This is a genomic window from Acinetobacter wanghuae, from assembly GCF_009557235.1.
GTDB classification, from domain to species: Bacteria; Pseudomonadota; Gammaproteobacteria; order Pseudomonadales; family Moraxellaceae; genus Acinetobacter; species Acinetobacter wanghuae.
Genome location: NZ_CP045650.1, coordinates 1084834 through 1100182, shown reverse-complemented (window position 1 = coordinate 1100182; position 15349 = coordinate 1084834). Strand labels below are relative to the sequence as shown.

Annotated in this window: 13 protein-coding genes; 2 read left to right on the top strand and 11 right to left on the bottom strand. The window is 37.0% G+C overall.

Going from position 1 to position 15349, the window contains the following annotated elements:
- Positions 1-110 precede the first annotated feature (110 nt).
- The 8 genes from GFH30_RS05020 to GFH30_RS04985 all read right to left on the bottom strand — a co-directional run bounded on the left by GFH30_RS05020 (position 111) and on the right by GFH30_RS04985 (position 9080).
- Positions 111-620, bottom strand: a complete 510-nt coding sequence (locus GFH30_RS05020; protein WP_153371191.1) for a hypothetical protein — start codon at positions 618-620, stop codon at positions 111-113.
- 267 nt (positions 621-887) lie between these two features.
- On the bottom strand, positions 888-1757 hold the full coding sequence (locus GFH30_RS05015) for an IS982 family transposase (protein WP_153371190.1): 870 nt from the start codon (positions 1755-1757) through the stop codon (positions 888-890).
- A gap of 234 nt (positions 1758-1991) precedes the next feature.
- Positions 1992-4970, bottom strand: coding sequence for an Ig-like domain-containing protein (locus GFH30_RS05010; RefSeq protein ID WP_227551614.1), 2979 nt, complete (start codon positions 4968-4970; stop codon positions 1992-1994).
- Positions 4971-4978: 8 nt separating this feature from the next.
- Positions 4979-6070 (bottom strand): Ig-like domain-containing protein, encoded by a 1092-nt coding sequence (locus GFH30_RS05005; RefSeq protein ID WP_153371188.1) that lies wholly within the window; start codon positions 6068-6070, stop codon positions 4979-4981.
- Positions 6042-6659, bottom strand: coding sequence for an Ig-like domain-containing protein (locus GFH30_RS05000; protein ID WP_153371187.1), 618 nt, complete (start codon positions 6657-6659; stop codon positions 6042-6044). Before GFH30_RS05000 ends, GFH30_RS05005 begins: the two co-directional genes overlap by 29 nt.
- 26 nt (positions 6660-6685) lie before the next feature.
- Complete coding sequence (locus tag GFH30_RS04995) at positions 6686-7297, bottom strand: Ig-like domain-containing protein (RefSeq protein ID WP_153371186.1); 612 nt, start codon at positions 7295-7297, stop codon at positions 6686-6688.
- Positions 7294-7875, bottom strand: coding sequence for an Ig-like domain-containing protein (locus GFH30_RS04990; RefSeq protein WP_153371185.1), 582 nt, complete (start codon positions 7873-7875; stop codon positions 7294-7296). The genes GFH30_RS04995 and GFH30_RS04990 overlap by 4 nt, the downstream gene beginning before the upstream one ends.
- The gene (locus tag GFH30_RS04985) at positions 7833-9080 is read right to left on the bottom strand and encodes an Ig-like domain-containing protein (RefSeq protein WP_153371184.1); all 1248 of its coding nucleotides are present in this window, start codon (positions 9078-9080) and stop codon (positions 7833-7835) included. Before GFH30_RS04985 ends, GFH30_RS04990 begins: the two co-directional genes overlap by 43 nt.
- 232 nt (positions 9081-9312) lie before the next feature.
- Between GFH30_RS04985 and GFH30_RS04980 the strand changes: the two genes are divergently transcribed.
- On the top strand, positions 9313-10182 hold the full coding sequence (locus GFH30_RS04980) for an IS982 family transposase (protein WP_153371183.1): 870 nt from the start codon (positions 9313-9315) through the stop codon (positions 10180-10182).
- Positions 10183-10590: 408 nt separating this feature from the next.
- Here GFH30_RS04980 and GFH30_RS04975 read toward each other — a convergent pair whose 3' ends face one another.
- The 3 genes from GFH30_RS04975 to GFH30_RS04965 all read right to left on the bottom strand — a co-directional run bounded on the left by GFH30_RS04975 (position 10591) and on the right by GFH30_RS04965 (position 14228).
- A complete protein-coding gene (locus tag GFH30_RS04975) occupies positions 10591-11856 on the bottom strand; it encodes a tyrosine-type recombinase/integrase (protein WP_171501079.1) in 1266 nt (421 codons plus the stop codon).
- Positions 11857-11970: 114 nt separating this feature from the next.
- On the bottom strand, positions 11971-13158 hold the full coding sequence (locus GFH30_RS04970) for a tyrosine-type recombinase/integrase (RefSeq protein WP_153371181.1): 1188 nt from the start codon (positions 13156-13158) through the stop codon (positions 11971-11973).
- 284 nt (positions 13159-13442) lie between these two features.
- The gene (locus tag GFH30_RS04965) at positions 13443-14228 is read right to left on the bottom strand and encodes a hypothetical protein (protein ID WP_153371180.1); all 786 of its coding nucleotides are present in this window, start codon (positions 14226-14228) and stop codon (positions 13443-13445) included.
- 178 nt (positions 14229-14406) lie between these two features.
- Here GFH30_RS04965 and GFH30_RS04960 point away from each other — a divergent pair, with 178 nt between their 5' ends.
- On the top strand, positions 14407-15084 hold the full coding sequence (locus GFH30_RS04960; RefSeq protein WP_153371179.1) for a hypothetical protein: 678 nt from the start codon (positions 14407-14409) through the stop codon (positions 15082-15084).
- The last annotated feature ends 265 nt before the right edge of the window (positions 15085-15349 follow it).

Here is a 15349-nt window from a genome sequence, read left to right as displayed (position 1 = left end):
ATAGGCGTACTAAATCAGGCTACATCACTCTTAAAATTTTAATAGGTCATATATCTCTCAAAAAAATGAAGCTAAAATAAGCTTCATTTATAGCCTCTTTTAAAGTTTTGTTATACCTTTTGACAAACTGTTTTAGGCTTGCCAATCAGCGTTGCTGATTTGATTTCTGCATTCACGGAATCACGAAATCTAATATCATCGCGCCCATCATAATGAACATGGAATTGAGCATTCATTTGTCCTGTAACTGTACACAGATAATCTTGTTTCTTTGAAATAGATTTGAACTTTTGAATGATGTCTTTATCATTTATTTTTAGAATCTTTGATAAATCATCATATACAACAAGTGTTTTTTTAGGGAATGTTTTTGATGGTAAAGCTTTTAGCTTAATTACCGCATCTGTGTATATACCATTCTTATCCGTTTCAGGAAATATTTCAGTATTTTCATCAGCTTCGAATGTATTGCTATACATAATTTCAAAATCAACAATTGTAGGTTTCGTTGTTTTATAGGACTCGGCTGGAAAATCTTTTTTAAGATCATTCGTTGCAATATATTGGGCATTTGCCACAGAACCTATAAATGCAAATACGAGAGCTAATATTTTCTTCATAAATGTACCTCTTTATTTTTATCGTATTGTTCTTTAAATTTTGGTTAAGCTATCTTATCAGTCCTTGTGGACATAACAGCATGTCTCTTCAATTTAACTGTTTGAAAGTAAAATCTCTACACTGGCTATCTGAATCCTTTGGATATTTATAAGTACGATACACACAAGAATCTTAGAGGTTCAATTTTAAAGATATTTTTATCAAAAACTTACATCAAATAAAATCTAAAAATGCCATTAACAACATTTTTTTAACCCGAATCCTGTTTAAGCCGATGACTCCATAATTTGAATTGTTGGCTTATTTTTATGGATCAATTGATATGCACACAAGGACGCGTAAATCCCTCCTAGAAATCCATGAACACTGCGTGCTTTGCTTGTCACTAAATTGTACTGACCTTTCAATAAACTGAATAAAGTCTCTATCTTATTGCGCTGTTTTAAGTGATATTTATCTGCCTCAGAAAGTTGTATAGCCTGCATATTTTTTCGATGATAGGTAATTAAATCAATGCCTTGCTCTTTTAATCTAATCTTCAGTTCTTGACTAATATAGCCACGATCTCCATACAGCTTTGCTTCCATCTCTTTAACGAGTCTCTCAACCATTTTTATGTCAGCAACATGTCCATTCGATAAAGCAGAACAAGCAATTTCCCCAAATTGGTTCATTGCAATGTGCAATTTACAGCCATAAAACCAGCCCATTGAACTTTTACCACGAGATGCAATTTTAGCTAAAGATTTATGGCGTTGAATACGTTGATTTTTACAAACTGGCAAAGTCGTTGAATCAATCCATAAATATTGTGTACCTTGGTCTTTCATCAGCACCACATGTAAAGCGTGTAGAGCCAATTGGTGCATATTGATCAGATGAATCATCCTTTGATAGCAAGGCAAATACTTAAATAAATGGTTTTTATCTTCTTTTAACCAAATGAAAAATGCTTTGAAATTATTGAAATGAGAACATTTATACCAGATCGCGATAAAACAGATTTCTGAAATGGTTAAATGAGCAGTTCTGATTCTTAACGAACGATTACTTTGCTTAAGAAAATTCCAATAGGTTGCTTCAAATTTGAGAAAGAAATCATCAATTAAGCAGAATAATTCGGTACTATTAAACATCGGGACTAGAGTTGTGAGTTTTGTGTGGTAACTCAACTGATGGCTCTAGTCCTTCTATTTTTCAAGTTAATTTCTTATCCGCGATTCAGGTTTTTTTAAGCTATTATTTTCAACAATAATCTTGAACTTTATGTCAATTTTTTAAGAAAGTTTTCCATTAATTCAAATAAAAACCGAGCTAATTTCTTAACTCGGTTTTTTTAAAACTAGAATATTATTTAAAGCCAAATAATATTAGATGTTCATTGTATTAGTCATCAACAACTCATCATATACATCTACTCGATAATTGCTAACTAAGGTAGCAGTATCAATACCCGATGCAGATGCAGTAGTTTCGGTTACATCACCAACGAATTGAGTTAAGTCAATTTCGTTATCAGTTGATTCAATTAACAATGATGTCACTAGGTTCTCATTCAATAACATCCCATCAGCAGAATGATCGAATAAATCAGCATCTTCTACACTCAATACATCATGTAGCGATTCTTCACCTATTGAGAACTGTGCATATTGAGGCGCATTGACTTTATTTAAGATTGTTTCACGATCCCAAATGGTGCCGTCATCAAATTCAATAAAGTCAACACCTCCACCATAAGAAGATAATTGATTATAAATATTAATTGTTCCTGTACTTTGATTAAATGTAATTTCTAGATCATTTGATTTAGAGGTAACTACTAAATCATTAATATTGAAACCTTCTAACTTTAAAGTATCAGTGGCATTAGAATCTGGCAAAATATGTACATAGCCTTTCAGATAATCTTTATTGACTACATAAGTGTTACTACCTTCATCACCATGTAATGTGGCTCGAATTCCTTCTCTTACGATGAAGATATCATTACCTTGTCCACCGTATAAATTATCTGTGCCACCAAGTGCGATAAGAGTATCATCACCAGCATCACCATATAGTAAGTCGTCTTGTTCTCCTCCAATTAAATAATCATCTCCGCCTAATCCTTCAATGACATATATTTCAGAATCAGCTAACAATTCATCATTTTCTTCAGTGCCTACCAACTTACCTAAGGATTTAATATATTCATGATCCCACACTGTACCATCATCAAAGTAAATCCTGTTAATAGGATCATAGCTCACTGATATTTTTGCACTTAAATCATTAAATGTAATTTCAAATCCACTTGATATATGTTTCAGGTGTACTTCTTCTGGTAAAACAGAATTCAAATATAAAATATTATTTAAAGGAGTGGTCCACCCTTCATCTAACAAATGAATGTAACTACCATTCGTTAATAATTTTTTATCAATAATATAAGTATCAACACCCTCTCCACCCTGTAAAAGCATATATTGATTAGAATTTCCTCCATAAATTAGTGTATCGTCACCTTTACCGCCATACAGACGATCTCCAGCACCATATGAAATTAATATATCATCGCCATCACCTCCATAGAGATAATCGCTTCCCTCAGTACCTTTAATAATATTCTGATCTGCCGAAGAATCAGGTTTATACGTTCCAGAAACTTCACCAATATTAAATATTATCTCTGCTGTATTTCCAGCAACATCAGTTGCAACAACTTTATATTTGGCTGAATCCCAACCTACCGTATTGTTCAGCTTCACAGCCTGCCATTCATCATTTACCCATTTGTAAACTTCATATTCATCTTTTGGTGCATTGAAAATGACTTGATCATTCTGCGCATCATAACTAAATACAGATTGCAACTCAGGTGCAGTCAAATCAACTGTAATGGTTTTAATATCAGTGTAGCTTTCATTACCTAGAAAATCGGTTATTTTCGCTCTAAAGCTATATGTACCTTCATCGAAGAAGTTGAATCCATCACCCCAATAATCAAATTGACGATCAAATTTAGTCCAAGTCACACCACCATCTGTTGAATACTGATACTCGACTGTACTATTTAGCTCATTGCCTTGAATCGATAAATCAAACGATGCGTCATTTGTAATGCCGTCAATTGCCGAGATGCCAGAATCTTCAAAATTAGTAAAGATCAACTCACCTGCAACAGGTGGTGTAATATCCGTGGTGATATAAACTTGATAATCACTTTTGGCTTGACCATCCATACTGATAATTTGAATGTTGAGTTGATCATTCAAACCTTTTGCATCTAAACCTGATTCAGACCAACTTGACTGATATGTATAAGAGCCATTGGCTTTTAATGTAAGAGAACCATGCTGAGTATGATAGGTGATGGATTCTACGTCGCCCTTACCATTTTCAACTCGGATTTCTTGGTCACCTACTTTTAGAATATAGCTTTGTGGGGCTGAAACTTTACCATTTACATCAGCAAAAATATGACCGACTACAGTTTCATAGCCTTCGAACACCAATTCATTTACGAGTTTTTCTTGTTTTACGACTAACTCAAAATCCGTATTCCAAGAATATGCATCGAGCTGTAAAGTGTAATGACCAGGTGCCAACCCTTCTACAAGAATAATATCTTGATAACTTAAACCTATGCTTGAAATTGTTTTAGAACTAGAAGAACTTATTCCATTTCCGTAGATACTGTAGTTATAAGAACCATTTATACTGCCCGATGCGTTAGTTAAGCTGAGAAGAATTAATGAATTTTCACCTGTGACTTCAAAATCAACATAAATATACATCGAGCTTTGATCTTGCTGACTATAGACGATGTCATCTTTCAATACCGTCTGTGTTTCAAATATTTCAGCTAATTCAAAGTGTGCATCTGCATTTTCTAACTGAGCAATTGGAGCATATAAGTTTTTCGTTACTGCATTATCCGCCTGATCTTTAGCAATAATTTCAAGCTTCTCACCATTGTTATATACCTTGTCCAAGGTCACGCTGTATGTGCCATCAGTACCTGCAACTGCAGTGCCAATCACTTTACCGTTATAACTTACTGTCACTGTCGCATTTGCTTCAGTCGTACCTGTTACGGTTTTATTGTCTGCTGACAATACTTGCGTCAAGGTCGCTGGGGCTGTGCTATCTGGTGCTGTGACAGTGTTTGGCTTGGTGCTGTTATTGGCTTTGTCTGTTGCAATCACTGCAAGCTGTTCACCGTTGGTGAATGCTGGATTCAGTGTCAATGTGTATTGACCATCTGTACCTGCAACCGCTGTACCAACCACTTGACCATTGAATGTTGCTGTGACTGTTGCGCCAGCTTCAGTTGTACCTGTGATCGTTTGACCATCAGCACTGATCGCTTGCGTTAAGCTTGCTGGCGCTGTTTATCAGGCGCTATGATGCTATTTGGTGTTGTACTGTTATTGGCTGTGTCAGTTGCAATAACCTCTAGCTTCTCACCATTGTTATATACCTTGTCCAAGGTCACGCTGTATGTGCCATCAGTACCTGCAACTGCAGTGCCAATCACTTTACCGTTATAACTTACCGTCACTGTCGCATTTGCTTCAGTCGTACCTGTTACGGTTTTATTGTCTGCTGACAATACTTGCGTCAAGGTCACTGGGGCTGTGCTATCTGGTGCTGTGACAGTGTTTGGCTTGGTGCTGTTATTGGCTTTGTCTGTTGCAATCACTGCAAGCTGTTCACCGTTGGTGAATGCTGGATTCAGTGTCAATGTGTATTGACCATCTGTACCTGCAACCGCTGTACCAACCACTTGACCATTGAATGTTGCTGTGACTGTTGCGCCAGCTTCAGTTGTACCTGTGATCGTTTGACCATCAGCACTGATCGCTTGCGTTAAGCTTGCTGGCGCTGTTTTATCAGGCGCTATGATGCTATTTGGTGTTGTACTGTTATTGGCTGTGTCAGTTGCAATAACCTCTAGCTTCTCACCATTGTTATATACCTTGTCCAAGGTCACGCTGTATGTGCCATCAGTACCTGCAACTGCAGTGCCAATCACTTTACCGTTATAACTTACCGTCACTGTCGCATTTGCTTCAGTCGTACCTGTTACGGTTTTATTGTCTGCTGACAATACTTGCGTCAAGGTCGCTGGGGCTGTGCTATCTGGTGCTGTGACAGTGTTTGGCTTGGTGCTGTTATTGGCTTTGTCTGTTGCAATCACTGCAAGCTGTTCACCGTTGGTGAATGCTGGATTCAGTGTCAATGTGTATTGACCATCTGTACCTGCAACCGCTGTACCAACCACTTGACCATTGAATGTTGCTGTGACTGTTGCGCCAGCTTCAGTTGTACCTGTGATCGTTTGACCATCAGCACTGATCGCTTGCGTTAAGCTTGCTGGCGCTGTTTTATCAGGCGCTATGATGCTATTTGGTGTTGTACTGTTATTGGCTGTGTCAGTTGCAATAACCTCTAGCTTCACCATTGTTATATACCTTGTCCAAGGTCACGCTGTATGTGCCATCAGTACCTGCAACTGCAGTGCCAATCACTTTACCGTTATAACTTACCGTCACTGTCGCATTTGCTTCAGTCGTACCTGTTACGGTTTTATTGTCTGCTGACAATACTTGCGTCAAGGTCGCTGGGGCTGTGCTATCTGGTGCTGTGACAGTGTTTGGCTTGGTGCTGTTATTGGCTTTGTCTGTTGCAATCACTGCAAGCTGTTCACCGTTGGTGAATGCTGGATTCAGTGTCAATGTGTATTGACCATCTGTACCTGCAACCGCTGTACCAACCACTTGACCATTGAATGTTGCTGTGACTGTTGCGCCAGCTTCAGTTGTACCTGTGATCGTTTGACCATCAGCACTGATCGCTTGCGTTAAGCTTGCTGGCGCTGTTTTATCAGGCGCTATGATGCTATTTGGTGTTGTACTGTTATTGGCTGTGTCAGTTGCAATAACCTCTAGCTTCTCACCATTGTTATATACCTTGTCCAAGGTCACGCTGTATGTGCCATCAGTACCTGCAACTGCAGTGCCAATCACTTTACCGTTATAACTTACCGTCACTGTCGCATTTGCTTCAGTCGTACCTGTTACGGTTTATTGTCTGCTGACAATACTTGCGTCAAGGTCGCTGGGGCTGTGCTATCTGGTGCTGTGACAGTGTTTGGCTTGGTGCTGTTATTGGCTTTGTCTGTTGCAATCACTGCAAGCTGTTCACCGTTGGTGAATGCTGGATTCAGTGTCAATGTGTATTGACCATCTGTACCTGCAACCGCTGTACCAACCACTTGACCATTGAATGTTGCTGTGACTGTTGCGCCAGCTTCAGTTGTACCTGTGATCGTTTGACCATCAGCACTGATCGCTTGCGTTAAGCTTGCTGGCGCTGTTTTATCAGGCGCTATGATGCTATTTGGTGTTGTACTGTTATTGGCTGTGTCAGTTGCAATAACCTCTAGCTTCTCACCATTGTTATATACCTTGTCCAAGGTCACGCTGTATGTGCCATCAGTACCTGCAACTGCAGTGCCAATCACTTTACCGTTATAACTTACCGTCACTGTCGCATTTGCTTCAGTCGTACCTGTTACGGTTTTATTGTCTGCTGACAATACTTGCGTCAAGGTCGCTGGGGCTGTGCTATCTGGTGCTGTGACAGTGTTTGGCTTGGTGCTGTTATTGGCTTTGTCTGTTGCAATCACTGCAAGCTGTTCACGTTGGTGAATGCTGGATTCAGTGTCAATGTGTATTGACCATCTGTACCTGCAACCGCTGTACCAACCACTTGACCATTGAATGTTGCTGTGACTGTTGCGCCAGCTTCAGTTGTACCTGTGATCGTTTGACCATCAGCACTGATCGCTTGCGTTAAGCTTGCTGGCGCTGTTTTATCAGGCGCTATGATGCTATTTGGTGTTGTACTGTTATTGGCTGTGTCAGTTGCAATAACCTCTAGCTTCTCACCATTGTTATATACCTTGTCCAAGGTCACGCTGTATGTGCCATCAGTACCTGCAACTGCAGTGCCAATCACTTTACCGTTATAACTTACCGTCACTGTCGCATTTGCTTCAGTCGTACCTGTTACGGTTTTATTGTCTGCTGACAATACTTGCGTCAAGGTCACTGGGGCTGTGCTATCTGGTGCTGTGACAGTGTTTGGCTTGGTGCTGTTATTGGCTTTGTCTGTTGCAATCACTGCAAGCTGTTCACCGTTGGTGAATGCTGGATTCAGTGTCAATGTGTATTGACCATCTGTATGCAACGCTGTACCAACCACTTGACCATTGAATGTTGCTGTGACTGTTGCGCCAGCTTCAGTTGTACCTGTGATCGTTGACCATCAGCACTGATCGCTTGCGTTAAGCTTGCTGGCGCTGTTTTATCAGGCGCTATGATGCTATTTGGTGTTGTACTGTTATTGGCTGTGTCAGTTGCAATAACCTCTAGCTTCTCACCATTGTTATATACCTTGTCCAAGGTCACGCTGTATGTGCCATCAGTACCTGCAACTGCAGTGCCAATCACTTTACCGTTATAACTTACCGTCACTGTCGCATTTGCTTCAGTCGTACCTGTTACGGTTTTATTGTCTGCTGACAATACTTGCGTCAAGGTCACTGGGGCTGTGCTATCTGGTGCTGTGACAGTGTTTGGCTTGGTGCTGTTATTGGCTTTGTCTGTTGCAATCACTGCAAGCTGTTCACCGTTGGTGAATGCTGGATTCAGTGTCAATGTGTATTGACCATCTGTACCTGCAACCGCTGTACCAACCACTTGACCATTGAATGTTGCTGTGACTGTTGCGCCAGCTTCAGTTGTACCTGTGATCGTTTGACCATCAGCACTGATCGCTTGCGTTAAGCTTGCTGGCGCTGTTTTATCAGGCGCTATGATGCTATTTGGTGTTGTACTGTTATTGGCTGTGTCAGTTGCAATAACCTCTAGCTTCTCACCATTGTTATACACCTTGTCCAAGGTCACGCTGTATGTGCCATCAGTACCTGCAACTGCAGTGCCAATCACTTTACCGTTATAACTTACCGTCACCGTTGCATTTGCTTCAGTCGTACCTGTTACGGTTTTATTGTCTGCAGATAATTCCTGCGTCAATGTCACTGGGGGAGTTATATCTCCTGATGTACTACCACCTCCACCACTACTTGCTGCAGCCACAACTCCTGCTGTTAAAAGTCCACCGCCACCATAAGTAATAAATTTATTATCGAACCAAAAATTTGATTCCTGCGCTAAAAATTTTTCTAATTCACTCAGGCTTTCTAGATTAGAAGAATCTAGTCGCAATATGCTTTTATTATTCTCCAAAACATCAATAGAAAAATTTTCAGTTTTAGATAGGATAATTTGCTCACCATTCTTGAGCTTTACAATAATCTGTTCCGACTGCTGAACAATATTTTCTACTTGGCTAGCCTCTAAAGTTGTCTTGATGCCTTCTTTTAAAATTAAAATTTCTTTTGACATGAATCAACCCTCTGTTTTACAGAAATAAACCAGTAAGATTACATTAAATAAACATAAATACAATTTTATTAATTTCTATATAAAATTTTGATTGCTATATGTTTTTATTTTAACCTTTAGTCAATTTGATTATTTAATTTAACCCGAATCGCGGATAAGAAATTAACTTGAAAAATAGAAGGACTAGAGCCATCAGTTGAGTTACCACACAAAACTCACAACTCTAGTCCCGATGTTTAATAGTACCGAATTATTCTGCTTAATTGATGATTTCTTTCTCAAATTTGAAGCAACCTATTGGAATTTTCTTAAGCAAAGTAATCGTTCGTTAAGAATCAGAACTGCTCATTTAACCATTTCAGAAATCTGTTTTATCGCGATCTGGTATAAATGTTCTCATTTCAATAATTTCAAAGCATTTTTCATTTGGTTAAAAGAAGATAAAAACCATTTATTTAAGTATTTGCCTTGCTATCAAAGGATGATTCATCTGATCAATATGCACCAATTGGCTCTACACGCTTTACATGTGGTGCTGATGAAAGACCAAGGTACACAATATTTATGGATTGATTCAACGACTTTGCCAGTTTGTAAAAATCAACGTATTCAACGCCATAAATCTTTAGCTAAAATTGCATCTCGTGGTAAAAGTTCAATGGGCTGGTTTTATGGCTGTAAATTGCACATTGCAATGAACCAATTTGGGGAAATTGCTTGTTCTGCTTTATCGAATGGACATGTTGCTGACATAAAAATGGTTGAGAGACTCGTTAAAGAGATGGAAGCAAAGCTGTATGGAGATCGTGGCTATATTAGTCAAGAACTGAAGATTAGATTAAAAGAGCAAGGCATTGATTTAATTACCTATCATCGAAAAAATATGCAGGCTACACAACTTTCTGAGGCAGATAAATATCACTTAAAACAGCGCAATAAGATAGAGACTTTATTCAGTTTATTGAAAGGTCAGTACAATTTAGTGACAAGCAAAGCACGCAGTGTTCATGGATTTCTAGGAGGGATTTACGCGTCCTTGTGTGCATATCAATTGATCCATAAAAATAAGCCAACAATTCAAATTATGGAGTCATCGGCTTAAACAGGATTCGGGTTAATTTTAGTCTTTTTAATTCATGACCTAGAATTAACTTTATCATTAAACTTCAGTTACATATCTCAATTGAATCAACATCATTTCTATATTAAAAAAGAGATGTAAACAAAAATAAAGGTTCAGCCTTATGTTTAAAGACCAAGAAATACGTAGAATATTAATGCAACTGATTCATGAATATGGAATCCCAAATGAATATCACCTCGCAAAATACTTAGGTGATGACTGCTCATATAGTGATCATCGCGCACTCTATATTTGGATCGAAAGCTTATTCGATGAATCCCCTAGTTTAACTTTTGATGATGTGAAACATACTTTCAGAAAATTAGTACCAGAATTTCATTTTGGATAATAAAAAGCCCCTATTTACAGGGGCTTTTTATTTATAGGCTATATTGAAAGACTAGGTTTTTTATACACTCTAGGCGTTTTATAGATACCATATGCTTTTCGTATTTTAGTTTTACTCTTTCTCTTTATGTTCGGATTATTAATATAATCAGCCCACCACTGCATCATTTCAGCCGACTCATCAAAATGGTCTGCTTTATCATAAACCCCCTTCACACCTCCTTTTTTATGGGACAAAGTTGCTTCAATAACTTGCCACTTACCACTAAAAGCATTATTTAATGTGGTACTTGCAAGATACCTTACACCGTGTACAGTCATCCGATCCTTATACCCCATTTTTTCTAGCGCCGTTGTAAATCGCCCCTCACTCATATGATCATTCACATTTCCTCGCTTTGGAAATAAATATATTGAAGGTTCTTGAATCGCTTTCAATCTTTTAAGTAATGTTACAGCTTGGTGAGATAAGTATACTTTATGTACTTTTCCATTTTTCATAATCTCTTTTGGTTTGATCCAATATTTTTTTTCTAAGTTAAATTGTTCCCATTTCGCTTGGCGCATTTCTCCATGTCTAGGAAATAACAATAAAACTAACTCTAATCCAATACTGACATCCTGAACGGGATAAGCACGAATATCCTTTAAGAACTGATCTAGTTCGCTAATATCAATATGTTCATGTTCCCTTCTCTTATATTTAGGAAGAAACTCGTTGATTGCTGGCAAAGGATTTGCCTGTAAGTTATATTGGATTGTCGCCCATCTATAGGCAGAATTAACATAACCATACAGTTTCTCCCTGACTGACATTAAATGATTTTCAATCAAGCCTAGAAAAAAAGTTGACCACTCCTGAGATGTAATACTTCTGAAATCACGTTCGCCAAATACAGGATACACATGCTTTTTAACTGCATTGACTACTGATTTATTGTATTTTTTACCCCATTTTCCTTTTGATACATTCAACCAGCTGTCCATTAAGGTACGCAGTTTATATTTATTAGATTGAGTATTTTTTCCAAAAGAAAAATTACCCTCCTCGCATTGACGAGTAAACTCGTTCGCCAATTGAATTGCTTGTTTCATATTTATCGTTGGAAATACCCCTAGACCGTACCAACTCCATTTACCGTCTGCTTTTTTATATCTGATTTGCCAATATTTTTTGCCTGTCTTTTGAACATAGAGGTACAGTTTGTCTTGAACAAGCAATCGGTAATCTTTCGGCTCACTCTCAAGCGACATGAGCAAAGTATCATTTCTTTTTGTTACTGCAGTTATTGAATTTCTATTCATGAGATTAATCTCGTTCTTATTCATATACCGCGAGAAATATCACAAGAAAAAAAATCCCATCCCCAAACCTATAAAACGGAGAAAAAAATGCTAATTTTTTTATTAAGCTTTTAATTAGTTCACAAAATCTGCCCACCATTGCATCAAAACTCTACGTTCATCCAAATGTTGAGCTTTGTCATATATCGCTTTTACCCCTTTTTTCTTATGTGCAAGACATGCTTCAATCACTTGTCCTTTATGACTAAACATTTCATTCATCACTGTACTAGCTAGATGTCGAAACCCGTGCGGATGCTGTCGCCCTTCATAACCAAGCTTATTTAAGTTGGTATTAAAGGTCATATTACTGATCGGTTGGTGTAACGTTCCACGACCTGGGAATAAATAGTCGGATTCAGGCTGAATTTCTTTCAACTCTTTTAATAATTGAATGGCTTGATGCGAAAGTGGTACTTGATGCAGTTGACGTGTTTTAGTAGTTTCGGCAGGTTTTGTCCATAATGCTTTTTGTAAATCAAAATGTTCCCAACGTGCAAAGCGTAATTCACTTGGACGGGGAAAAAGTAGAATCATTAATTCCAAACCAATTCCAATCGCACGTGGTTTACAAGTTCGGATTCTTTCCAATAAAACTGGCATTTCCTCAATTTCAATAAACCGCATATTATTATTGTGGCGGCGATCTAGATACTTCATCATTCCGTCAATGGGATTGGAGTTTATTTTGCCTTGAAATTTTGCCCAATCATAACAAGAGCGCACATACGCCACGAGCTTCTCAACTTGTGTATGGATACCTAAATTACGTTGCAGACCTTGAAAGAATTCAAACCACTCTTTTGCAGAAATATCGACATAGTCTCGTCCACCAAAAGCAGGAATAAGATGTTTATAGATCGATTTTTCAGCTTTGTTATAGGTGACTTCCCCCCATTGCTTGACCTTAATATTCAGCCAATCACACATGAGATTTTGAAAATATAAAGTTTCTTTTTTATTTTGCTGTTTGTGCAATCTTTTCAGTGCTTTTAAATCTTCACCTTTAGCCAAGGCCTCTCTATATTCATGTGCTTTATGCCGAGCCATGAGCAAACTGATTTGTGGATATGTACCTATCCCGATCCAAGCCCATTTCCCATCAGCATTTTTATAGCGAAACTGCCAAAACTTTGTATTATTTTGGGCTATCACAATATACAAGCCATTGCCATCGTGTTCACGATAGTCTCGATCTTTGGGGTGTAGAGTCGCTAGAATTTTTTCACTAAGTGGGCGTTTTTGAATGTTTTTCTGAAACATAAGAACCACCTTGAATCATAAATAGGACAGGAATACTGTTATAAAATTTATGATACAAAGATGCTTCAATTTCAGGGAATTTGCGGGAATTTTCAAGTATACAAAAATAGATATAAATTATTGATTTTATTTATTTTTTATCTTAATTTTAGCACTAAAAAGTGGCTAAAATAACGCGATCCTGGTAGGTATATCCAACTTCCAACTAAATCAAAACATATTGATAAATATTTATTTTTTTATACAACCTACATCTGGTGTACAAATGAGTGTACAGATCATTCTTATTCCAACCTTTGAAACATCAAATTCATAGTCTGGTAAGCAGCCGAAAAACCATAGAGTGAAAGCGATTCCTCATATGAATCTGACCATTCATAAAACCTTGTATATGCCATACTTCCATTTTTCATTTGAGAAATAATTTTTATTGCATCATTTCCAGTGAATAGACTATGAGTCTTGAAAGCAGGATTTTTATCAACTCTAAGATATTGATACTGTCTAGTATTGAGTTTTTCCGTATCTCCAGTAACTGAAATTAATACACCTAATTTTGATGATTTCATTATTCTTACACCAAACTTATAAATCATGCATATTTTTTCATCAGTAATTTGATCGACACTACAACTTATATTCCATGATTTTGAAGCAGAATCATCAACATCAAGATCACTAAACGTTACTATATCTGATTCAATATCCCTGACCATCAATACATTATTTTTGAATTTTTTGATTTCAAAATAAGTTCTACCTTCTGTACTGTACTTAACTTGAGAGTCTGGATAAAGGGTTGTGATACCTAATTTCCTATAATGCTCTTGAAAGACTAATGGAAAGGGTTCTTGATTTTGTTGTGAATCTTTATTGCTTATCGGATCTAAATTTTCTCTATAATTTTCACTCCCCTCACTTTCATTACCATATGATCCTGTTGCAAGCTTCATTGTCAATTGATCAATTCTATCTAATGAACGATCACTTTGTTCTAATTCTATTATGTCTGCATGAGCTAAAGGAAATAACAACCAACCAATTAAAATAGTTGCAAGAAATTTGTACATTTAAATTTCAATCAAAAGCTTATGACAATTTCTAGTATATTAAATTTATTTAACTAAAATGTAGATTATTGCTAATCTACTCCTAATAAAAAGTCTAGTTTTAAAAATTTAAGCATTACTTATTAACTTAGTAAAACTGACTAATTTGCTATAAATATCAAAAATAAGGTAAATAAAAATGACTATCAAGCCATGTAACGAATGTGGTACTCCAATAAGTGACAAAGCTGAAAGCTGCCCCAGTTGTGGAGTCAAGCAAAAGAAAAAAACGGGGATTCTTGCTTGGATCGGTTTATTTCTTGTCGTAATGTTTTTTATCAATATGTGTATATCATCTAATGAAAAAAATCAGACTACAAACCAATCCCAATCTAACAGTGATATAAAGCAACTTTCTGACTCCGCCTCTATTACCATTGAAAAAACTCCTTCTAATTGGGAGTATTCAGAAAAAAATGACGAAATGAGAAATGAAAAAACTGTCTTTGCAGTTACAACCAGTCAAAACAAAGTTGATTTTGATTTCCCATATAATGGTGGATCAGAATTATATTTAACATTGAGAAAACATAAGAACGATGTAGACGTGATCCTTATGATCTCAAAGGGGCAATTCTTATGTGGGTTAAGAAGCTGTGAAGCTTCCTTTAAATTTGATAACAATAATATTGAATCAATTACTTTGGTTGAACCCGACACACATTCTGCTGACACGCTTTTTGTAGCCTATGATAAAACAGAAGCTAAAATTATTAACAATGTAAAAAATAGTCAAAAGTTAGTTATTGAATTACCTTTTTATCAAGAAGGAAAAAAACAGTTTACTTTCGATGTTAGCAACCTAAAGTGGAATTAGGTTTTACATTATAGGTTCTCCAATATTTTTAATTGCGGAGAACCTGACAAAACCTGACCTTTTTTTCCAACTTCCACTGTATTAAAGCAATTACCACTTCCTTTTAGGGCATCCGATAATTCTTTTTTATGGACTGAAAAAATTAATTGAACTTATTTTAGGGACTCTAAAAACTCTATCAATCTTCTTTTATGGGGTCGCAAAATTCACTTGCTCTCTTTTAGTTTGGATAACCCCCTTTAGATTCCGACAAAACCTTCATTTC